At 41.6% G+C, this 22,722-nt stretch carries 14 protein-coding genes; 11 read left to right on the top strand and 3 right to left on the bottom strand.

What is annotated here, in order from left to right; genetic code table 11:
• The first annotated feature begins 63 nt into the window (after positions 1-63).
• Complete coding sequence (locus tag CMT41_RS17885) at positions 64-813, top strand: substrate-binding periplasmic protein (protein ID WP_058028033.1); 750 nt, start codon at positions 64-66, stop codon at positions 811-813.
• Positions 814-1,490: 677 nt separating this feature from the next.
• Here the strand turns inward: CMT41_RS17885 and CMT41_RS17880 are convergent.
• From CMT41_RS17880 to CMT41_RS17870, 3 genes are all read right to left on the bottom strand, one after another.
• Complete coding sequence (locus CMT41_RS17880; RefSeq protein ID WP_058028032.1) at positions 1,491-2,852, bottom strand: leucyl aminopeptidase family protein; 1,362 nt, start codon at positions 2,850-2,852, stop codon at positions 1,491-1,493.
• A 157-nt stretch (positions 2,853-3,009) separates the two neighbouring features.
• Complete coding sequence (locus CMT41_RS17875; RefSeq protein WP_231733108.1) at positions 3,010-3,726, bottom strand: exonuclease domain-containing protein; 717 nt, start codon at positions 3,724-3,726, stop codon at positions 3,010-3,012.
• Positions 3,726-5,600: a putative nucleotidyltransferase substrate binding domain-containing protein gene (locus CMT41_RS17870; RefSeq protein WP_058028031.1), complete on the bottom strand. Its 1,875-nt coding sequence runs from the start codon at positions 5,598-5,600 to the stop codon at positions 3,726-3,728. The genes CMT41_RS17875 and CMT41_RS17870 overlap by 1 nt, the downstream gene beginning before the upstream one ends.
• Before the next feature lie 383 nt (positions 5,601-5,983).
• On the opposite strand from CMT41_RS17870, the gene CMT41_RS17865 reads away from it, so the two are divergent.
• The 10 genes from CMT41_RS17865 (at position 5,984) to glmS (ending at position 22,675) form a co-directional block, all read left to right on the top strand.
• A complete protein-coding gene (locus CMT41_RS17865) occupies positions 5,984-6,235 on the top strand; it encodes a DUF4212 domain-containing protein (RefSeq protein WP_057183355.1) in 252 nt (83 codons plus the stop codon).
• Between the two features lie 2 nt (positions 6,236-6,237).
• Positions 6,238-8,016, top strand: a complete 1,779-nt coding sequence (locus tag CMT41_RS17860) for a sodium:solute symporter family protein (protein ID WP_057183353.1) — start codon at positions 6,238-6,240, stop codon at positions 8,014-8,016.
• A gap of 165 nt (positions 8,017-8,181) precedes the next feature.
• Complete coding sequence (locus tag CMT41_RS17855; RefSeq protein ID WP_057183352.1) at positions 8,182-8,622, top strand: hypothetical protein; 441 nt, start codon at positions 8,182-8,184, stop codon at positions 8,620-8,622.
• Between the two features lie 651 nt (positions 8,623-9,273).
• Positions 9,274-12,039 (top strand): EAL domain-containing protein, encoded by a 2,766-nt coding sequence (locus tag CMT41_RS17850; protein ID WP_058028030.1) that lies wholly within the window; start codon positions 9,274-9,276, stop codon positions 12,037-12,039.
• Positions 12,040-12,523: 484 nt separating this feature from the next.
• Positions 12,524-15,112, top strand: coding sequence for a nitrite reductase large subunit NirB (nirB, locus tag CMT41_RS17845; protein ID WP_269465101.1), 2,589 nt, complete (start codon positions 12,524-12,526; stop codon positions 15,110-15,112).
• 15 nt (positions 15,113-15,127) lie between these two features.
• Complete coding sequence (gene nirD, locus CMT41_RS17840) at positions 15,128-15,484, top strand: nitrite reductase small subunit NirD (RefSeq protein ID WP_057183345.1); 357 nt, start codon at positions 15,128-15,130, stop codon at positions 15,482-15,484.
• Between the two features lie 47 nt (positions 15,485-15,531).
• Positions 15,532-18,255: a nitrate reductase gene (locus tag CMT41_RS17835; RefSeq protein WP_058028028.1), complete on the top strand. Its 2,724-nt coding sequence runs from the start codon at positions 15,532-15,534 to the stop codon at positions 18,253-18,255.
• A gap of 127 nt (positions 18,256-18,382) precedes the next feature.
• Positions 18,383-19,771 (top strand): bifunctional UDP-N-acetylglucosamine diphosphorylase/glucosamine-1-phosphate N-acetyltransferase GlmU, encoded by a 1,389-nt coding sequence (gene glmU, locus CMT41_RS17830; RefSeq protein ID WP_058028027.1) that lies wholly within the window; start codon positions 18,383-18,385, stop codon positions 19,769-19,771.
• A gap of 212 nt (positions 19,772-19,983) precedes the next feature.
• Entirely contained in the window at positions 19,984-20,748 is a 765-nt protein-coding gene (locus CMT41_RS17825) for a DeoR/GlpR family DNA-binding transcription regulator (RefSeq protein WP_057183339.1), read from the top strand.
• Positions 20,749-20,842: 94 nt separating this feature from the next.
• A complete protein-coding gene (glmS, locus tag CMT41_RS17820; RefSeq protein WP_058028026.1) occupies positions 20,843-22,675 on the top strand; it encodes a glutamine--fructose-6-phosphate transaminase (isomerizing) in 1,833 nt (610 codons plus the stop codon).
• The last annotated feature ends 47 nt before the right edge of the window (positions 22,676-22,722 follow it).

Below are 22,722 nucleotides of genomic sequence, written 5' to 3'. Positions count from 1 at the left end.
GTTTAAATTTAGTAAACACTTGGTTTATACTGATTTACAGTATTCTCAACAATTTGTTCGTCTATGTTTAAAATATACCCGCAGGTATTCATTGTTTTTTTACTGGTTTTTCCTTCTTTGTTACTTGCCAAACAAGAGCTGCGTGTTGGTGTCGGTAATTTCCCGCCATTTTTTATCGAAGCGGAAAACAAGGGTTTGTTTCTTGATATAACCCGAGAAATATTTAAGCAATTACCTGAATATGAGGTTAAATTCATTTTTATGAGTAATCATAGATTGCTGCATGAAATTAACAGCGGCAAGATTATTGACGTCGCTTGTAATATATTTTCTGCGGCAAAAGTTAATGGTTATTTATCTGCGGCGCTTTTCCGTTATACCGATGTGGCTGTGTCTAAGAAGGAGCATGGCCTTGAAATTGAAAATATCGACGACTTACAGGAATTTTCTATCGCCGCTTATCAAGGGGCAACCGATCTCTTGGGTGAGCAGTATAAAAAAATGGCATTGGCTAATGTTAATTACTCAGAGCACTCCCACCCTAAAGAGACTACTTATTTAATGGCCGCGGGCCAGAAAGATATTCGAGTAGGTGATATTCATATATTTTGGCATGACTTAGAACATAAATATTACCAAGGAGAAACACCCATACACAAAAGTGACTTTAACATTCATCGCTTATGGCCGGATGTGTATTCACATATGGCCTTTAAAGATGCTGACTTAAGGGATGCGGTCAATAAAGTGATAAAACAGCTAAAGCACGATGGCAGTATTGAAAAAATCTATGCTAAATATCAAATACACTAAGTGTGTGCATAAAGAGTAAAGCATAAAAAAGTCAGCCTACCTAAGTTATGGCAGGGTGACTTTATAAAAGTAAATTAGCCTAAGGGGCGACCAGGCTATCACTATGCAGCGGCGAACATCTACTGTACCTAATCCGCCTAGCCTATTTAAACCTAGCTGGTAAATAGTCGCATACTAGCGATAAATAACGCACGGATACCAAAAGCCTCACCACCTAAGGGGCGACCAGGCTATCACTATGCAGCGGCGAACATCTACTGTACCTAATCCGCCTAGCCTATTTAAACCTAGCTGGTAAATAGTCGCATACTAGCGATAAATAACGCACGGATAGCAAAAGCCTCACCACCTAAGGGCGACCAGGCTATCACTATGCAGCGGCGAACATCTACTGTACCTAATCCGCCTAGCCTATTTAAACCTAGCTGGTAAATAGTCGCATACTAGTGATAAATAACGCACGGATAGCAAAAGCCTCACCACCTAAGGGCGACCAGGATAACTATGCAGCGGCGAACATCTACTGTACCTAATCCGCCTAGCCTATTTAAACCTAGCTGGTAAATAGTCGCATACTAGCGATAAATAACGCACGGATAGCAAAAGCCTCACCACCTAAGGGCGACCAGGCTATCACTATGCAGCGGCGAACATCTACTGTACCTAATCCGCCTAGCCTATTTAAACCTAGCTTGTAAATAGTCGAACACAGCACGGATAGCAAAAGCCTCACCACCTAAGGGGCGACCAGGCAAATGACGAACATTAAAAGCCATAACATCAAAGTGTACCCAATCGGTCTTTTCAACAAACCGCTGTAAATATAATGCGGCAGTAATAGCACCGCCAAAAGGCTGGGTTGGGCAGTTAGTCATATCAGCTATAGTGCTTTGGAATAAATCATCATAAGGCTTATGTAAGGGCATACGCCATACCGGATCGCTAATTTTACTGCCGGCAGAGGTGATCTCGGCAGCAATTTGATCATTATTGGAGAAAAATCCCGCTATTTCAGTGCCTAAAGCAACACGCATAGCACCGGTTAAGGTGGCAAAATCTATGATCAATTCAGGCTCATCGTTTTCTGCCTCTGCTAAGGCATCACATAGCACCAAACGACCTTCGGCATCGGTATTATGAATTTCAACAGAAAGACCTTTACGCGTAGTAACCACATCGCCTGGACGAAGGGCATTGCTTGACACCGCATTTTCTACCGCGGGAATTAATACTCGTAAATAAATGGGTAAGTTATGTGCCATGATCAGCTGCGCTAAACCTAAAACATGAGCAGCTCCGCCCATGTCTTTTTTCATATTACGCATGCCAGCAGCGGGTTTCATATCTAAACCACCACTGTCAAAACAGACACCTTTACCAATAAGTGTTACTTGTGGATGACTTTTATCACCCCAAGTTAAATCAATTAAACGCGGGGTATTAATACTGGCGCGACCTACCGCATGAATAGTGGGGTAATTATGCACTAATAGCTCGTCACCAATAATTTGTGTAACTGCACCATTAAATGTCTCAGCAAGCTCTAACGTAGCTTGGGCTATATCTACCGGCATCATATCGGCAGCAGGAGTATTGACGAGATCACGTGTTAAGGCGGTTGCTTGGGCAAATTTAATGGCGCTGGCAACTATCTCGGCATTGTTAATGGCTAAACTAGCTAATGTTTTATCTGACTTGTCGGTGATATATCTATCATATTGATAAGCACCAACTAACCAACCAAAACTGATCGCGGTAACGTGTTCGGCTTGTGCTTGCAATAAATATTGACCTTGGGGTAACTGCTTGATTAAGTCGCCACAAGCAAAATAATCATGCGCATCTGTAACCACGAATAAAGCTTGGCTTAGCTTGCCTTGGTTATTAGGGATAAGGGCTAAACCATCACCTTTGTACTGGGTGTTTTCTAACCAGTTCTGACAACGTTTATCTTGCTGTTCAAGCCATGCTGGATAGGCTGTTTTTTCAAGGATTATTAACGCTGTACCGTTGTTTTCTGCATTCAGTAAATTATTCATGAGCATCCTTTGTCTGGCATTTTTATGCATGTCCTGATTGTAACCTAAGCACAGTAAAGCGGAAGCGTTAGCGCTCAAAAGAGAGCACTATTTGACAAAATAGAGCTGAAATTGATATTGCAGCAGAAGCTTTATCAGGGATGTTTTTTATACAGTTCTAGAGTAAGACATCTTTCAGCGTAATCTTGCCATCTTTATTGACTTTACTCATTTGTGCCATAAATAATTCGGCGGTAGCAATAGCATCGTTGAGGGCATTATGGCCATGGTGCTCGGGTAATTGTATTTTATGACGTAGGCTGGCAAGGCGCAATTCGGAGGGATCATAAGCAACATCGCGTTTATCTAAGCGGCGCTTAGCCAGTGCCAGGGTATCTATCATAGGGAAACTGGGTGCCATGCCATAAAGCTCATAACAAGCTTCAGTCAAAAATTGTTTTTCAATACGAGCAAAATGTACCAGCATCACTTTACCCGCCAGTGCTTGCAGTAAAGATGCCACCACAGTTGCTAAGGCTTGTCCTTGCTCTTTTTGGCTATCAGTAATGTGATGAATAATGACATTACTTTCTTCAAGTTGTGCTTTGCTTTTGATAATTTGATGGTAGCTGGACTTGAGTGAAATTTGTTGCTGTTGAAGGGTGATATAACCGACACTCAGTAATTTATCTTGTTTGGCATTAAGGCCCGTTGTTTCAAAATCCACCGCCAAAATAGCGACTTTATCAATGGGAGTATTTATATTGGGTAAAGGCACAGATAAAAAATCATGTAACACGCCCGCCGGTGCTTTTTTTAATAACAGTTTACGCTTGGCTTCATAACCCAGCAGCCAAGAGAACATTGGTGAATTAATTAAGGAGGCACTGGGCATTAGTAGCTCGATTGTCTAGCATCTTGTAGATTTTTAATCACCTTAAAGGCATCTTTAAGGTGCCCTTGCTCTAACTTAGAGATTTCTTTCGGTGACAAAAAGTTATCAGCACTCTTGCCACGCATTAACTCTTTCGCTTGATGCTCAACTCTGAGCATACCTAAAAACTCATAAGCATCAATTAGGTTTTCCGCTGACTCTTTGCTTAGCGAAGGTGTGCCCGCTGCCTGTTGAATTCGCTCAATGGTATTTACCGCACTAATACCTTCAGATAAAGCATAAATTCTCGCCAAATCGACCACAGGCGCTATGCCATTATTTTTCAAATCGAGAGTGGCTCTATGTTTACCATTTTGCTTTAAAACAAAGTCGCGAAAAAATCCCAGTGGCGGCCGTAAGTTTAAGGCGTTTTTAGTTAAATGAGCGATAAATAACGTGTTGTTTTGCGTTTTATGGAGTAGTTTTTTTCTTACCTGGTTAAGTAAAGAGACATCACCATAAACGGTCTCTAAATCAAAGAAGATACTACTGTTTAATAGTGCTTTCGGGCTAGGTGTCTCAACCCAATCGGTAAAGTATTTATGCCACATTTTTTGTGGCTGGCGCCATTTAGGATTAGTGGCCATAATATCGCCGGGACAATAGATAAAACCACACTCAGCTAAACCATCACAGACAAAAGTAGCGAGACTTTCAAACCAAGCATCATCATAAGGCTTCATGGTGTTGCAAATAATAATGGCATTATCTTGATCTGAATGTGCTAACTGCTCTTGTCTAGCCTGCGATCCCGCAGCAAGCCAAGCATAGGGTACCGGCGCTTGGCCATACTTATATTCGGCCATCGCAATTAAGCGCTTAGTAAATGCCATGGTAATAGCGCTGATACTCTTACCAACGTGGTCGGCACTGCTGCCTAGTTTTGCTAGGCGAATTTGCAATTTAGGTAATAACTGACTTATTTCTTTTAGCTCAGTAATGGTACGTGCTTTGTGGATAATGCTCGACAAATTAATGGCATTATGGCCTTCGTTATTAATCAAATCCGTGACGGTAACCATACCAACTAGCTGGTCATGTCGGGTGACGGGCAGGTGATGGATATGTTTAGCCGTCATCATCATTAACGCATCATAAGCGTTGCTTTTCACATCAATAGTATACATATTGCGGGTCATAATTTCGCTAATGGCTGCACTGGTTGCTAATCCGGTAGCGACACAACGGCGACGGATATCTTTATCAGTGACGATGCCAACGGGATTTTCTTTGTCAATCACAACTAAACAGGAATAGCCCTCTTCATTCATTTGCATAGCTGCTTGCTGAATGGTTTTTTCAGCATTAATCGAGGCGATAGGACTTTGGTAGAAATTACTGACGGCAGTATTCATCAAGGTGGACGATAAAATCGCTTCTTCGTTGACCTGACTCATTTTGTTTTTTAAACGCTGGGCGGAGTTTTGGCTAAAATAATCGCTAATACTAGGGAAACGTGCTCCTATTTCATCTAAGACAGCGGCCTTGACGCTGTAGAGCAAACAATCTTCATCGGTTTGAACTTGTAGCGGGCTTTCGGAGGTGATTTTACTATTACTTAGTGTCTGCTCATCGTGATGATAAAAAGCGTCACACAAGTCGCCTTCACCCAAGCGGCTGACTAATTCACCGTCAGAGGAAAGGCAGCTGATAGCCCCTTTGCGCAATATATATAATCTCGGCTCGTTAACGCCTTTTGGCGGCAGATAGTCACCTTTTCGCACATAATTGATCGTTAATTCCCGCACCAGCTGCGCCAATACCTGCTTAGGCAAGCTATCAAAAGGCGGAATACTGTGAATAAACGTGCTAATTTCTGAAAGTTCAGTAGCCATGTTTTGCCCCGTCATCTAGCCAGTAATGATCAAATATCAAGTAATAGCGTTAATTTAGAGTTTTGTTGCGGTATAGACAAGAATTATCGCGCAAACCTAGACTAAAGTTTTATTTTATTTGCGGAAAATCACAAGTATCAGCTGATGAGTAAAAATAGACTAATTACTCAGATTTCGCCTTACTGGTAGGCTTTCGTCACAATCTAGACTAAAGGCTAATATCCGCCTCAAAAAAAGCTTGTTAGATTAATTACAGTCATAACTGACTATATTATTACAACTTATCTTTTATAAGTTTTTTATAACTCTCTATAAAAAAGGCGTCAAAGCGCAATAAAACTATAAAACGCTAATTAACGTTATACATTCGCTAGGAGAACATCGTGGAAGAAAATAAAGCAACCTATTGGTCGGAGAATCTTCGTCTGATCTTTATCTGTCTCACCATCTGGTTTGTAGTTTCATTTGGTTTAGGTTTACTGTTAGTTGAACCATTAAATGAATTTCGTCTAGGTGGCTACAAACTTGGTTTTTGGTTTGCCCAACAAGGCTCTATTTACGCATTTTTAGGTTTGATCTTTTGGTATGGTGCCAAAATGAACAAGCTTGATAAAAAATATCACTCGGAGGACTAAGCATGGAAGAGTTAAAACTATATACTTACATTGCCGTGTTCGGCACATTCGCCTTATATTTCGCTATTGCCTGGTGGGCTCGTGCGACCAATACCAGTGATTTTTATGTTGCTGGTGGTGGTATTACGCCATTACAAAATGGTATGGCAATTGGTGCTGATTGGATGTCGGCAGCGTCGTTTATTTCAATGGCTGGCATGATTTCCTTTATGGGCTACGGCGGCTCAGTATTTTTAATGGGTTGGACTGGTGGTTATGTCTTATTGGCTTTGCTGTTAGCGCCATATATGCGTAAACACGGTAAATTTACCGTACCTGAATTTATCTACGATAGATATTATTCTAAAACTGCCCGTGTTGTTGCGGTTGCTTGTTTAATCATCGCTTCATTAACTTACATCATTGGTCAAATGAAAGGTGTCGGTGTTGCTTTCTCTCGTTTCTTAGAAATTGACTATGATAACGGTTTATACATTGGTATGTTTGTTGTTTGGGTATACGCAGTACTTGGTGGTATGAAAGGTATTACTTATACACAAATTGCCCAATACGTGGTGATGATTTTTGCTTATACTATTCCAGCGGTATTCATTTCATTACAGCTTACCGGTAACCCAATTCCACAGCTTGGTTTAGGTTCAACCTTAGCTGACGGTAGTGGCATGTACTTACTTGATAAACTTGATTTAGTAGTAACTGATTTAGGCTTTAAAGAGTACACCACAGCTAACTTAGGTGGCACAGTGAACATGTTCGCTTACACCTTATCTCTGATGATAGGTACTGCCGGTCTTCCTCATGTAATTATGCGCTTCTTCACTGTACCTTCAGTACAAGCAGCACGTGCTTCAGCGGGTTACGCCTTAGTATGTATCGCCTTGCTTTACACTGTTGCTCCAGCCGTTGGTGCTATGGCTCGTTTGAATTTAATGAATACTATTGAACCAGTAGCCGGTCAAAACCTTGTTTATGACGAGCGTCCACAATGGTTTAAAGATTGGGAAAAAACCGGTCTGTTAAAGTATGAAGATAAAAATGGTGATGGTAAAATTCAATATACGGCTAATAATACCGATAAAATCATAATTGATGAAAAAACGGGTAAAGAAATAGCGATTAATGAAATGGTTAAAGTTGACCGTGACATTATGGTACTTGCTAACCCTGCTATTGCTAACTTACCTAACTGGGTTATCGCCTTAGTTGCCGCGGGTGGTTTAGCCGCTGCACTGTCAACCGCTGCTGGTTTGTTATTGGCGATATCCTCCTCCATCTCGCATGATTTAATGAAGGGTATATTAACACCAAACATGTCCGAGAAAAATGAGCTGTTATCGAGTCGAGTGGTGATGACCATAGCGATAATCGTCTCCGGTTATCTTGGTTTAAATCCGCCTGGTTTTGCCGCAGGTACGGTCGCCTTAGCCTTTGGTTTAGCGGCATCCAGTATCTTCCCGGCACTAATGATGGGTATTTTCTGTAAGAAAATGAGTGGCCCAGCGGCAGTGGCAGGTATGTGTTCAGGTATTGGTATCACTATGTTGTACGTGTTCCAACATAAGGGTATTATGTTTATCCCAGGTACTTCGTTCCTAGGTGGCATGGAACCTAACTGGTTCTTCGGTATTTCACCTAATGCCTTTGGTGTCATTGGTGCGATAGTTAACTTTAGTGTTGCCTTTGTGGCATTACAAGTGACTGGTCCTGCGCCTAAGCATATTCAAGAAATGGTTGAAAATATGCGTATACCATCAGGTGCTGGTGCCGCACACGATCACTAGCATGTACAGTGATTAGATGTGACTTAGGTCACGTCAGGTTAAAATACAAAGGCTAGACGACTGTTTCTCCTAAAGTCGCTAGCCTTTCTTTTTCTAGCGTTATTTGTTTTAATGTCTTTAGATAACTAAATGTTTTTTTAAAGAAAAAATATAAGAAGATACCCTATGAATAAACACACAAGGATTGCCTTTATCGTGGCCCCTTTCCTAGCTGTTTTTGGTTTTGTTGGCGCTGATTATTATGAAGAGGCGGTTGCAAACGACAGTAAACTTATCACCTTATCTCCAGATGGGCACTGCGATATTATCAATCAAAGTTGTGTACTGAAATCGGGTGAGTTTAAAGTTAACATTTCAGATGTCGCAGGGGTGACTGAAGTGAACGCTACTTTTCCGCTTGATAGCGTCACTCTATTTTTAGTCGATAAACACGATAAGGCAACACCTTACCCTTTAGGCATGCAAAAAAATCCTTATTATTGGCACAGCAATACTGAGTTACGTAAGTTAATTAGCCATAAAGGTGATAGCTATAAACTACGCCTGATTGCTAAAATTAAAGGAGGACAGTACATTAGTGAGTTTTATACGCAAACAGTGAAGTAAGCCAATAACTTTACGGGTAAGTGGTAAAAAAAACACAGTCGTTGATGAACTAGTCACTGTGACTAGTTTTCCCAAGCAATGCCTGATTTATGAGATACAAAGGGCTTTGTTGTCATCATTTTATCCGGTGATATTCAGTGTGTTTGCCTGCAACTTAATGGCAACATTAGTGAGTAGGCTGCTTCGATAAAATGTAGATGCTGATGAAACCTTGCCTGAATTTACCCCAAGATGAGTTTACCTAGCGTAAGCTTCATCTTATCTCACCTATAACTACTTAATACTGCCTAGCTGCTTTAAGCACGCGTCACTATTAGCTGTTATTGCTGATAGTTTAGGTTAGCGCAGCAATGAAATAAAAGCCCTGTTAATCCTCAATGTCGCCTTGACCATATTTGCAATAAACACTTGCTTGCTAGTCTCCAGCGCGCAAGTGATATTACACAGCATTACAACCTATTGATATTCTATTTAATATGCGTAAGCTGCATGGTAATGCCATTAATGAATGATAGTGGTAATTATGAAGTTAATTACACTTATATGATTGATAAATAAGGTAATTTTAATCACGTTTATACAGTGAATAGCTGTATATTTACCCTGTAATTCAGTTTGTATTATGACTATACCTAGTTCTTAGGAGAATGAGTGTCTGTTATTCGACCGACGGTAAGACCCAAAAATACGATTTTATTTAAGTTTTCTTTTGGCATGAGTGTGCTGTTTTTAGTCATGATCACAGCAACGTATATGGTGGTTGATCTCGTTGCTAAAGAATATTTAATAAATAAAAATAAGGAGTTGATCTACGAGACTGGTTTGCATATCGTCGCCGATATATCACTGCGCATTAGTATTGCGGAAACTTTAGCTCGAAATTTGGCCGCCGTAGGGGAAACATTACCTAAAGATCCGCAACTATTCCGCCAAGTTATTCCTCAGATGCTTGATATGCAAGAGAACCAAGACTTTATTGTTGGTGGTGGCGTGTGGCCTGAACCTGAACAATTCACTCCTGGCGTAGTGCTACGTAGTTTTTTTTGGGGTCGAGACAGCTTGGGTAAGTTGCAATACTTCGACCAATATAATGATGTCGAGAGTACTGGTTACCACAATGAAGATTGGTATGTGCCAGGTCGTTATAGCAAACCAGGGGAGTGCCTTTGGTCCAAGTCTTATATGGATCCCTATACATTGGCGCCGATGGTAACCTGTACAGTGGCAATGTTCCAACAGCAAAAATTTGTCGGCAATGCCACGGTTGATGTCAGTCTACAACAACTCAAGAGTATATTACGCGAGGGTAGCGCTAAACTTGGCGGTTACGCATATGCCGTCGATCGTAATAATAAGTTTTTGTCTTTTCCTGATGAGCAGTTAACTAAAATAAGCAATCGAGATAATAATAATTTAACTCAAGAATATATAACAGTAAAGCAACTAGCAGAAAAGCTTGATTTATTTCAGCCTATTGCCGATATATTGACTGAGATAAATAAAACGTTTATTCAGTCTGTCGCAGACAATAATAGACTACTGGCTGAGGACATTGCCGAGCAAAGTAAGCAAATATCGCTCTTAGACGCGCAATTAATTGTCGCCAATATGTTGCTGCTACGAGAGCAGAAATATGACCGTAATGCTAAGACGATTTCGATGATCAGTAAGCAGGATTTTTTACTCGGTGAACCGGTGAACGTGTCGGTATTTATTATGCCAAAAACCCTGTGGAAGGTTATTGTGGTTACACCGCAACAGGTGGCGATAAACAGCGCGAGTAAGGTGGCAAACCTGATCTTAATATTACTGACCGCAATCATGATTATCGCGGCTTTTTTCGGCTTTATTTATTGCCGACGTAGTTTAATCGTGCCTATGTATAAAATGGTCAAGCAACTGCAGCAATCGGTGCCAGAAGGGGAGCATACTCACACAGCATTACTTGATGACCGCAGACAGGATGAATTTGGTTTACTGGCTTATCATTTTAACCAAGCAAAAATAGCGTTAGATAGGAACAACCGAGATCTTACACTACAGATAAATGAACGTAAGCAGGCAGAACAGCAATTAAAACATTTGGCACTGCATGACCCTCTGACGGGTTTGCCTAATCGGTTATTATTTCAAGATCGGTTGCAGCAAGCGATAGCGCTGGCTAAACGTCATGGGCATAAATTTGCCGTGTTCTTTATGGATCTAGACAACTTCAAGATCATTAATGACACCATGGGTCATGAAGCTGGCGATGAACTACTTAGACAAGTGGCGCTAAGGCTCTCAGAAACAGGGCGAGAGACGGATACGGTTGCGCGGTTAGGTGGAGATGAATTTGCTTTCATTATTAATAAGATTGATAGCATTGCAGACGCGGTGAACTTTGCTCTGCGACTCAATAAGTTATTGAAAACACCGATAGCAGTTAACGGCAACAATATTAATATCGGCAGTAGCATCGGGGTAACTATTTATCCTGACGATGCCGATAACTGTGACGAATTACTGCGCAATGCCGATATTGCCATGTATCAGGCGAAGGATGATGGTCGTAATACTACCCGTTTCTTTACTCGTGAAATGAAGGCTAAATTGCAACAAAACAAGGAGATTTTGACTGATCTAGCCGAGTCTTTGACTCAAGACCATTTTGAACTCTATTATCAACCGCTTTTTACTATCGACCATAAAACACTTGTTGGCGCAGAAGCGCTGATACGCTGGCACCACCCTGACAAAGGCATGATCCCTCCGGATAAATTTATTGCCGTTGCTGAGCAGAGTGGCTTGATCAATGAGTTGGGCGATTGGGTCCTGGCACAAGCCTGTCGTGACATAAAAAACTTTGTCAATGCGGGGATTTTAGATATTAAGGTAGCGATTAATATTTCACCGGTACAATTTAAGCGTAAAGATTTTTTACAACAAATGCTGCTGATCCTAGCACAGCATGATGTTAGTGCCAATTGTATCGAACTTGAAATCACCGAAGGCGCGGTGATGGATAATGTTGATCAAGCCATTGATATGATGCAAGCCTTGCACGATGCAGGCTTTCAGTTGGCAATGGATGATTTTGGTACCGGTTATTCTTCGCTGAGTTATTTAAAGCGTTTTCCGATTCAAAAGGTGAAAATAGATCGTAGTTTTATTTCTGATCTTGAGAATGATGATGATAATAAATCCATTACCACGGCAATTATTCAGATGAGCCACTCGTTAGGATTAGATGTACTTGCCGAAGGCGTAGAAACAGAGGCGCAACTGCAATATCTACAGGGCGAAAAGTGTGATTTTGTCCAGGGATATTATACCGGCAGACCTATGCCAGCCAGCCAATTTATCGAAACATTTAAGCGAGCCAAGGACACTAGCTTAGCGGAGCGAGCAGGGATGGTCTCCTCTATAACAACGTGAGCAAAGTAGCGCTATTAAGGGCTTTGTAGCTAAAAATTATGTTACGGATAGTAGAGCCTTAATGTGTTGGAGTCGATATAGGCGCTATATCCATCCTTTGTTCGGCTAAAGCTCATAGCGACTAAAATTAGCAGTCGCTAACATAATGCCAGCGAGATAATATCGCCTTTTTAATAGCAAAACATTCATCATTAGACCCTAAAGCTTCCCGAGTGCAGCCCTCAATTGCCATTTATTGAGCCAGGTGCAGCTTGTTTAAGTTTTTGTCAGCACTTGCACCGTAGCAGTGCTCAATAGTCATCACTCTAGTGCATCAACTAACAGATATAGAGATGTAAACTATCTAACCACTTGTTATATAACTATTAATTTAGTTGGCACTTAGCTTGCTCTACTTATACCATGTTGAATAGAACCTTGGTGGCAATTAAGCCTTTGCTAAAGCGTTTTATTCTATTCTCGCACTATGAGTAGGATTGTCCTTATGAATACAGATAAACAGCTGTTGAGCAAAGCTAAAATTGTTGTGGTTGGTAATGGCATGGTTGGCCATCACTTTGTCGAAGAAATGGCTAAAAATTCAGATTATCAAATAACAGTGCTCTCGGCAGAATCACGTTTAGCTTATGATAGAGTGCACTTATCCGAATACTTTGGTGGCAAAACTGCCGAAGACTTGGCGATGACCACGCCAGAACATTATGACGAACTTGGTGTTACTTTTAAAACCAATGCCAAAGTGACCAAGATTGATAAAGTCGCTAAATGTGTTACGACCGAAAGCGGTGCCACATATCACTACGACAAGTTGATTTTAGCGACCGGCTCTTATCCCTTTGTGCCTCCTATTCCCGGTAAAGATCAAGATCACTGCCTAGTTTATCGTACCATTGATGATTTAGAAGACATAGCAAATAGCGCTAAAGTGAGTAAAGTCGGTGTCGTTATTGGTGGTGGATTATTAGGTCTAGAAGCGGCAAATGCGATCAAACAATTAGGCCTACAAACACACGTTGTTGAATTTGCTCCGCAGTTAATGGGCGTGCAAATTGATGGCGGCGGTGGTCGTTTATTAAAAAGTAAAATTGAAGAGCTGGGTGTGCAAGTGCACACCTCCAAAGCCACTAACGTCATTGAAAAAGGTGATAAGTGTCGTTATAAACTTTGTTTTAACGATGGCAGTGAATTAGAAACCGATCTAATTTTATTCTCCGCCGGTATTCGTCCTTATGACAACCTTGCCCGTGAGTTCGATTTAGCTATTGGTGAGCGTGGCGGTATTGTGGTCAACAATCAATGTCAAACCTCAGACGTCGATATCTATGCTATTGGTGAGTGTGCCTTATGGAATAACTTTATTTTTGGTTTAGTTGCTCCGGGTTATGCCATGGCGAAAGTGGCGGCAAAACATATTGGCGGCGTAACGGGTACTAACGGAGAGTTGGCTGAATTTACTGGCGCTGATATGAGTACAAAATTAAAGCTAATGGGCGTAGAAGTTGGCTCTATTGGTGATGCTCACGGTAAAACAGAGGGTTCATTAACTTATACCTATGAAAACCAACCTGAAGGCGTTTATAAAAAAATAGTGGTATCGAGCGACAAGAAAACCTTACTGGGTGCTGTGCTTATTGGGGATACCAGTGAATACGATACCTTGTTGCAATATATGCTTAATGCCATTGAATTACCTGAAGCGCCAGAAGGTCTTATTCTACCAATGGCGGCAGATAAGCCAACCTTAGGTGTGGATGCCTTACCTGATACTGCCACCATTTGTTCGTGTCATAACGTTACTAAAGGCGACATCATTGCCGCTATTGATTGTGGCGCCGTTGATGTTGGTCAAGTGAAAAGCGACACTAAAGCCGGTTCTGGTTGTGGTGGTTGTGCCGCTCTAGTTAAGAGTGTGGCCGAAAATGAGTTTGAAAAACGCGGTCTTGTTGTTAAAAAAGACATTTGTGAACATTTTGCTTATTCACGCCGCGAATTATTTGACATTGTCAGTGTTGAAAAAATCAAAACGTTTGATGAACTACTTAGCTCGCACGGTCGTGGTTTAGGTTGTGAAATTTGTAAACCGGTAGCGGCTTCGGTATTGGCGTCAGTGTGGAATGACTACATTCTTAAAAAACCACATTTATCATTACAAGACACCAATGATACTTACCTAGGCAATATGCAAAAAGATGGTACTTATTCAGTGGTACCACGTATTGCTGGTGGCGAAATCACCCCAGATAAACTTATCGTTTTAGGGCAAGTGGCTAAAAAATATAATCTCTATACCAAGATTACTGGTGGCGCACGGGTTGATTTATTCGGCGCCCGTGTTGAACAGCTACCCCCTATTTGGAAAGAGTTGATTGATGCTGGTTTTGAAACCGGCCACGCCTACGGTAAATCATTACGTACCGTTAAATCATGTGTTGGTTCTACTTGGTGTCGTTACGGCGTGCAAGATAGCATGAGCATGGCCATCGATTTAGAGCACAGATACAAAGGTTTACGTGCACCACATAAGATCAAATTTGGTGTTTCGGGTTGTACCCGCGAATGTGCTGAAGCACAAGGTAAAGACATAGGTATTATTGCCACCGAAAATGGTTGGAACCTTTTTGTCGGCGGTAACGGTGGTATGAAACCACGTCACGGTGATTTATTTGCCACCGATTTAGATGATGAAACCTTAGTGAAATATATTGATCGCATTTTAATGTTTTATGTACAAACGGGTGACAGGTTACAACGTACTTCAGTTTGGCTGGAAAACTTAGCAGGCGGTTTAGCTTACTTACAAGACGTTATCATGAAAGACAGTCTAGGTATTACTGATGCGCTAGAAGAGCAAATGGCGACAATTGTTGGTAGTTATCAATGTGAATGGAAAACGACCTTGGCAGATCCTGAAGCATTAAAACGTTTCCAACCTTTTGTTAACTCAGATAAAGGTGATAGCAATATCCAGTTTGTTACTGAACGAGAGCAAATTCGTCCCGCACGCGATGAAGAAAAAATTGCGGTAACCATCATTGATGCTACAGAAAAAGAAGCAGTAGCTGAAGACGCTTAAGAGGAGCACAAAAAAATGACTACAACTACCAATAAAACATGGCGCACAATTTGTGACTCAAGTGACTTAGTAAAAGATTCAGGTATTTGCGCGTTACTTGCTGATGAGGCCGGTAACGAAGAACAAATTGCCATTTTTCACCTACCTAACAGTGAAGAAAAAATATATGCCGTTGGCAACTACGACCCTATAGGTAAAGCCAACGTGCTTTATCGCGGTATTGTTGGCTGTATTGCCGATGAACCTGTGGTTGCTTCGCCCTTATATAAGCAACATTTTTCGTTAAAAACAGGGCGTTGTTTGCAGGAAGAGCAGAGTATTGCTGTGTACGAGATACGTATTGAAAACGAACAAGTGCAAGTTTTTTATTAACTTGTTCTTTCATATCGTTTTATTAATACCTTGTTTAGGAGCTCAGTATGAGTTTATTAATCGCTGATTCACCACATGTTTCACCTAGTAGTGAAAAAAAGATGCCATCACTTATTCAGAGTACCTGCGCCTATTGTGGTGTTGGTTGTGGTGTTGATATTGTGGTCGCCGATGGCAAAGCTACCTCCTTAACGGGCTCAGCTGATCATCCGGCAAACTATGGCAAGTTATGTGTTAAAGGCAGTAACTTACTCAATACCATAGATTTAACGAATCGCTTGTTGGCGCCTGAAATCGATGGTAAAAAAGTTAGCTGGCAACAAGCTACGAATTACGTAGCGGAAAAGTTCAGCGATATTATTAAAGAGCACGGTAAAGATGCCGTTGCTTTTTATGTATCCGGTCAACTCTTGACCGAAGACTATTATCTGGCCAACAAATTGATGAAGGGTTATATCGGCTCAGGCAATATCGATACTAATTCGAGATTGTGTATGTCGTCGGCAGTTTCTGCTTATAAGCGTGCCTTTGGTGAAGACGTTGTGCCTTGTACTTATCAAGATCTTGAGCAAACAGACTTGCTATTACTGATCGGCTCGAACGCCGCGTGGACACATCCGGTTTTATATCAACGTATTGAGCGTGCAAAAAAAATCAATCCCTTGATGAAAGTGGTAGTGCTTGATCCCAGAAAAACAGCTACCTGTGAACTAGCCGATAATTTTATTCAATTAAAACCAGGCAGTGATGGTGCATTTTTTAATGGCTTGTTGAACTATTTAAGTGAAAATGGCGGTTTAGACGCTGACTATATAGCGAAAAACACCGAAGGTTTTGCTGAAACACTGGCACAAGCCACAACGTGGTCGGTGGCGAAAGTGGCTGAATATTGCCACGTTAGCGAGCAAGAATTAACTGCGGTTTATCAGCTTTTTTGCCAGAGTAAAAAGGCGATAACCTTCTATTCTATGGGTATTAATCAATCATCTTCTGGCGTCGATAAGTGTCAAAGTATTATTAACTGTCATTTAGCCAGCGGAAAAATGGCCAAAACCGGTTGTGGCCCTTTTTCAATTACCGGGCAACCTAATGCCATGGGCGGTAGGGAAGTCGGTGGCTTAGCTAATCAACTGGCTGCCCATATGGATATTGATAACCCCGCACATCAAGATAAAGTGCAGCGTTTTTGGCAATCACCGACCATAGCCACAAAGCAAGGCGCTAAAGCCATAGATATGTTTGATAAAATTGCTAGCGGTGAAATTAAAGCGGTGTGGATAATGGCCACCAATCCTATGGTGAGTTTGCCCGATCGCGACAAAATTGCCGCAGCGTTGAAAAAGTGTCAATTAGTGGTGGTATCTGATTGTGTTGACGAAAATGATACCTTGGCTTTTGCCGATGTTAAATTGCCAGCAACACCTTGGTTAGAAAAAAATGGCACAGTGACTAATTCTGAGCGACGTATTTCTCGTCAACGTAATGCGGTTTTACCCGCAGGACAAGCCAAGCATGATTGGCAAATTATCCGTGATGTTGCCCAAGCCATGGGTTTTTCTGGCTTTGATTTTGCAGACGTTAGCGATGTTTTTAAAGAACATGCACAATTAACTCACTTTGAAAATAATGGTGAGCGCTTGCTTGATTTAAGTGGCTTAAGCCAATTAACGGCGCAAGAATACCATGAGTTGACACCGATACAATGGCCGGTTAACGAGCAATACCCGCAAGGTTGTGATCGCGTTTATGCCGATGGACAATTCAATACCGCCTCCGGTAAAGCGCAATTTATCGCGGTGAGTCCTCAGCTGCCCAAACAAAGAACTTCCGAGCAGTTTCCTTTTGTGCTGAACAGTGGTCGTATTCGTGATCAATGGCATACCATGACCCGCACGGGCAAAACCAGTAAGCTGGTCGCACACACCGACAAACCTTATCTTTACCTGCACCCCAGTGATGCGAAAACCTTAGCGGTCGTTGATGACGATATGCTTAACATTACCGCCAGTACGGGTCACGCGATTGCCCACGTTAAGCTAGATGATAAACAGCGCGCGGGTGAATGTTTTATGCCAATACATTGGAATAAAAGTTTTGCTTCCCATGCTAATGTCAGCGCTTTGTATCAAAGTATTGTTGACCCTATTTCAGGCCAAGCCGAGTGTAAACAAGGCGCGGTGGCGCTAACGAAAAAAAGTTATAGTCAATATTTAAGCTTGCACACAGTGAGTGATGTTGAACTTGAAGTCTCGGCAGATTTTTGGCTGAAAAATACCACGGCTTACGGTGATGCTTATCAAGCCGCGTTTGATGAACCTATTGTCGATGCCATGTTGTGGTGCCAACAAGCGACCGGTTTATCTGGAGAATGGTTGCAATTTAATCAAGACAGTCAATCCTATATCGTCTGCTTGCAAGCGGGAAAATTAGTTGCCTTAGCGTACTTCTCTCAGCAATGGCCTGTGATAGAAACTAGCTGGCTTGAGCATGTTTTCAGTGAAGAAACATTGGAGTTTGCCACCATACAATCGCTATTGTTGGGCATTGCCAGTAATGAGTTTAATCAAGGTAAACAAGTGTGTAGTTGTTTCAATATTGGTGAAAAAACTATTGTTAATGCCATAGCGCAAGGTTGTACTAGTGTCGATAAATTGGGCGAACAGCTGCAATGTGGTACTAAGTGTGGATCATGTAAGCCGGAATTGGCCAGCATGATTAGTTTGCATAAAGCTTCAGAACCCTTGGCTGTAAATGAACTCGGTGCGGGTTGATGGCATGAAAGGGTGATGCTGCTAAACAAAACACAGTAAAGCGATCACCCTAAACAATCTCTAGCAAAGTAAGGGCTAACTTGGTTACAATACGCGCTCTTAAAAATGCTCAATGAATGGATTTATCATGTCACTTTCTGTTGTTATTCTTGCTGCGGGTAAAGGTACTCGCATGCGCTCTTCTTTACCAAAAGTACTCCATAATATTGCTGACAAACCTATGGTGGCTCATGTTATCGATAGTGCTCGTCAACTAGGCGCCAGTAATATCTACCTAGTGTACGGCTTTGGTGGTGAGGTGTTAAAAGCGACACTCACTAAAGACAATACCGGTGACGACCTAAGGTTTATTGAGCAAAAAGAACAACTAGGTACAGGACATGCGGTTGCTCAAGCTTCACCTTTTTTATCAGATGATGAAAACGTCTTAGTGCTTTACGGGGATGTACCTTTAACAAAAGTATCTACCTTGGCACGTTTGCTGGCGGCTAAACCAGAAAATGGCATGGCGCTGTTAACCGTACATTTAGCCAACCCTATGGGTTATGGCCGTATTGTCCGTGAAGAAATAGCCGGCCAACAGCAAGTGGTTGGTATTATTGAGCAAAAAGATGCCAGCGCCGAGCAGTTAAAAATTAATGAAGCCAATACCGGTATTTTACTTGCCAACGGTGCTGATTTAAAGCGTTGGTTAAGTAACTTATCCAGTGATAATGCCCAAGGCGAGTATTATTTAACGGATATCATTGCTGCTGCCCATGCTGAAGGTAAAACCATTGCCACCGCCCACCCTGATACTGAAATTGAAGTGGAAGGCGCGAATAACCGCGTACAATTAGCCACGTTAGAGCGCGCTTACCAAGCTCGTATAGCCGAAGAGTTGATGCTTGCTGGTGCCAGTTTACGCGACCCTGCCCGCATTGATGTTCGTGGCAAGTTAACCACAGGCATGGAAGTAACTATTGATATTAACTGTATCTTTGCCGGTGACGTCACTTTAGGTGATAACGTACTTATCGGCGCTAACTGTATTATCACCAACAGCACTATTGCCGATAATGTCGAAATTAAGCCCAACAGTATTATTGAAGACGCTGTTATTGAAGCAGACTGCTCTGTTGGTCCTTTTGCCCGTATTCGTCCGGGCTCAGTAATGAAACAAGATTCTCATATTGGCAACTTTGTTGAAATGAAGAAAACCACTTTAGGTGCTGGCAGTAAAGCCGGTCATTTAAGTTACTTGGGTAATGCCCAAATTGGTAGCAAGGTAAATATTGGTGCTGGTACTATTACCTGTAACTATGACGGCGTTAATAAGTCGATCACAGAAATTGGTGACAATGTTTTTATTGGTTCAAACAGCTCCTTGGTAGCACCAGTAACTATTGGCAAGTCAGCGACCATAGGTGCGGGTTCTGTGATCACTAAAAATGTAGCAGAAAATGACTTAGCCCTGGGTCGAGCTAAACAGCGCAATGTAACCGGCTGGCAACGACCGGTAAAAAATAGCAGTTAACGTGGACTAGCTTAATTTAAGTATACTTTACAAAAGCGCTATTTTTAGCGCTTTTTTTGTGACAAATTTTTAAGGTAAGTGATGGCAAGATCAAAGGAAAAAATTGCTTTATCTTTCGGTATGAAACATAATAACCGTTATAGCGAAACTAAGTTACGCACTTCGAAACTTTTCGAAACAAATTAATCATAGCAGTTAAACACAAAAATCCTATGTCTAAACGAAATACTCAACAACGTCGTCATAATATTATTGCCGACTTAAATGCTCAGGGTGAAGTGAGCGTAGACAGCTTAGCCAAGCAATTTGATACTTCAGAAGTAACCATCAGAAAAGATCTAGCCGCCCTTGAAACCAGTGGTTTGCTGTTAAGGCGTTACGGTGGTGCGGTGGCCTTGCCGAGTGAAATTACCGAAGTAAAGACCGAGCAACTGTCGCAACAAAAATTACTGATTGCCAAAACAGCAGCAACGCTTATTCGTGATCATAACCGCATTATTATTGATAGCGGCCAAACCACTTCGGCTTTAGTGAGTGAATTAGCCAATAAAAAAGGCTTAGTGGTGATGACCAATGCTCTTAGCATAGCTAACGAAATTCACGCATTAGAAAACGAACCGACATTATTGATGACCGGTGGTACTTGGGATGCCAATTCAGAGGCGTTTCAAGGGCAAGTTGCCGAGCAAGTATTACGCTCTTACGATTTTGACCAGTTATTTATTGGTGCCGATGGTATTGATATTAACCGTGGTACCACCACGTTTAATGAATTAATTGGCTTAAGCCGGGTTATGGCAGAAGTCTCCCGTGAAGTCATTGTCATGGTTGAGTCGGCCAAAATAAGTAAGAAAATCCCTAATTTAGAGCTCACTTGGCAACAAATTCATACCCTGATCACCGATGATGGTCTCTCAGATGAAATGCAAACCGCGCTAAGTGAACAAGGCGTAAAGCTAATTATCGCCAAAGCTTAACTGAGTTCAGAGAAGCTTTGTTAAGCCCAGATTAAAGCAATGATGTGTATAAATCATAGACAATAAATAACGTAAAAATAAAGGAATCAACATTATGTGTGGCATAGTCGGCGCAGTAGCCCAACGCGATGTAACAGATATTTTAGTAGAAGGTTTAAAGCGATTAGAATATCGCGGTTACGATTCTGCCGGTGTCGCAGTGATCAATAACAATAACGAACTATTTACCACAAAACGTTTAGGTAAAGTTCAAGAGTTGGTGCAAGCGTTAGAGCAACAACCTTTATCTGGTGGCACTGGTATTGCTCATACACGCTGGGCTACTCATGGTGCACCAAGCGAAGTGAATGCTCACCCGCATATATCAAGTAATACTATTGCGGTAGTACATAATGGCATTATCGAAAACCACCAAGCCTTACGTACACAACTACAAGGCTTGGGTTACGAATTCTTATCGCAAACCGATACCGAAGTGATTACCCATTTGGTTCATCATGAACTAAAAACCAGCGATAACTTACTTGCAGCCGTACAAAAAACCGTTAAGCAGCTTGAAGGTGCTTACGGTACTGTGGTGATGGATAGTCGCGATAAAGACAATCTTATTGTGGCGCGTTCTGGTAGCCCATTAGTGATAGGTTATGGTTTAGGTGAAAACTTTATTGCCTCAGATATCATGGCGTTACTGCCGGTAACCCGTAAATTCTCCTACCTTGAAGAAGGCGACGTGGCGCAAATTAGTCGTTTTGAGGTGAAAATTTTTGATATTGATGGCAAGCCAGTAGAGCGTGCCGCGAAAGAAGTTAACGTCTCACATGACAGTGGTGATAAAGGTGAATACCGTCATTTCATGTTAAAAGAAACTTTCGAGCAACCGACTGCTATTCGTAACACCTTAGAAGGTCGAATCGTTGCGGGTGCTTTGGATATCAATGCTTTTGGTGAAGGTGCTGACGAGATCTTTAAGCAAGTAAAACATATCCAAATTATTGCCTGTGGTACCAGTTATCACTCAGGTATGGTAGCAAGGTACTGGTTAGAAGAGCTGGCTGGTATTTCTTGTAATATTGAAATTGCCAGTGAGTTTAGATACCGAAAATCGTTTGTACCAAAAAATTCATTATTGGTCACTATTTCACAATCGGGTGAAACCGCAGATACTTTAGCCGCGTTGCGTTTAGCCAAAGAGATAGGCTACAAATCAAGTTTGGTTATTTGTAATGTGGCAGGTTCATCGTTAGTGCGTGAGTCTGATATAGCCTTTATGACTAAAGCAGGTGCTGAAATTGGCGTAGCGTCAACTAAAGCCTTTACTACGCAACTTGTTGGCTTATTAATGCTGACCGTAGCCATAGGCCAACATAATGGTATGAGCAAAGAAAAACAAGGCGAAATTTGCCAATCATTAATGTCATTACCGGCAAAACTTGATGAAGTATTAGCCCTTGCCTCTACCATTGAAGAGCTAGCAGAAGACTTTGCTGATAAAAACCATGCACTATTTTTAGGTCGTGGTGACCAATATCCAATCGCAATGGAAGGCGCGCTGAAGCTGAAAGAAATTTCATATATTCATGCTGAAGCCTATGCCGCGGGTGAACTTAAACATGGTCCATTAGCACTTATTGATGCTGAAATGCCGGTAATTGTCGTAGCACCAAAAAATGATTTAATTGAAAAACTTAAATCAAACGTTGAAGAAGTACGTGCTCGAGGCGGATTAATGTATGTCTTTGCCGATAGCGATGCTAATTTCGCTAGTGACGACACCATGAAAGTGATTGATGTGCCTGTGTGTGATGACATTATCGCGCCCATAGTTTACACCTTACCGTTACAGTTACTTTCTTACTACGTTGCCATCATCAAAGGTACCGACGTTGACCAACCGCGTAACTTGGCAAAATCAGTTACTGTAGAATAATCCGGTTAAAATGAAGTGACCGATTAGTTAATAGCTTGGTCGATCTT

The sequence above is a fragment of the Colwellia sp. MT41 genome (assembly GCF_001444365.1).
In the GTDB taxonomy this organism is placed as follows: domain Bacteria; phylum Pseudomonadota; class Gammaproteobacteria; order Enterobacterales; family Alteromonadaceae; genus Colwellia; species Colwellia marinimaniae.
This window is presented reverse-complemented; position numbering and strand designations above follow the sequence as displayed.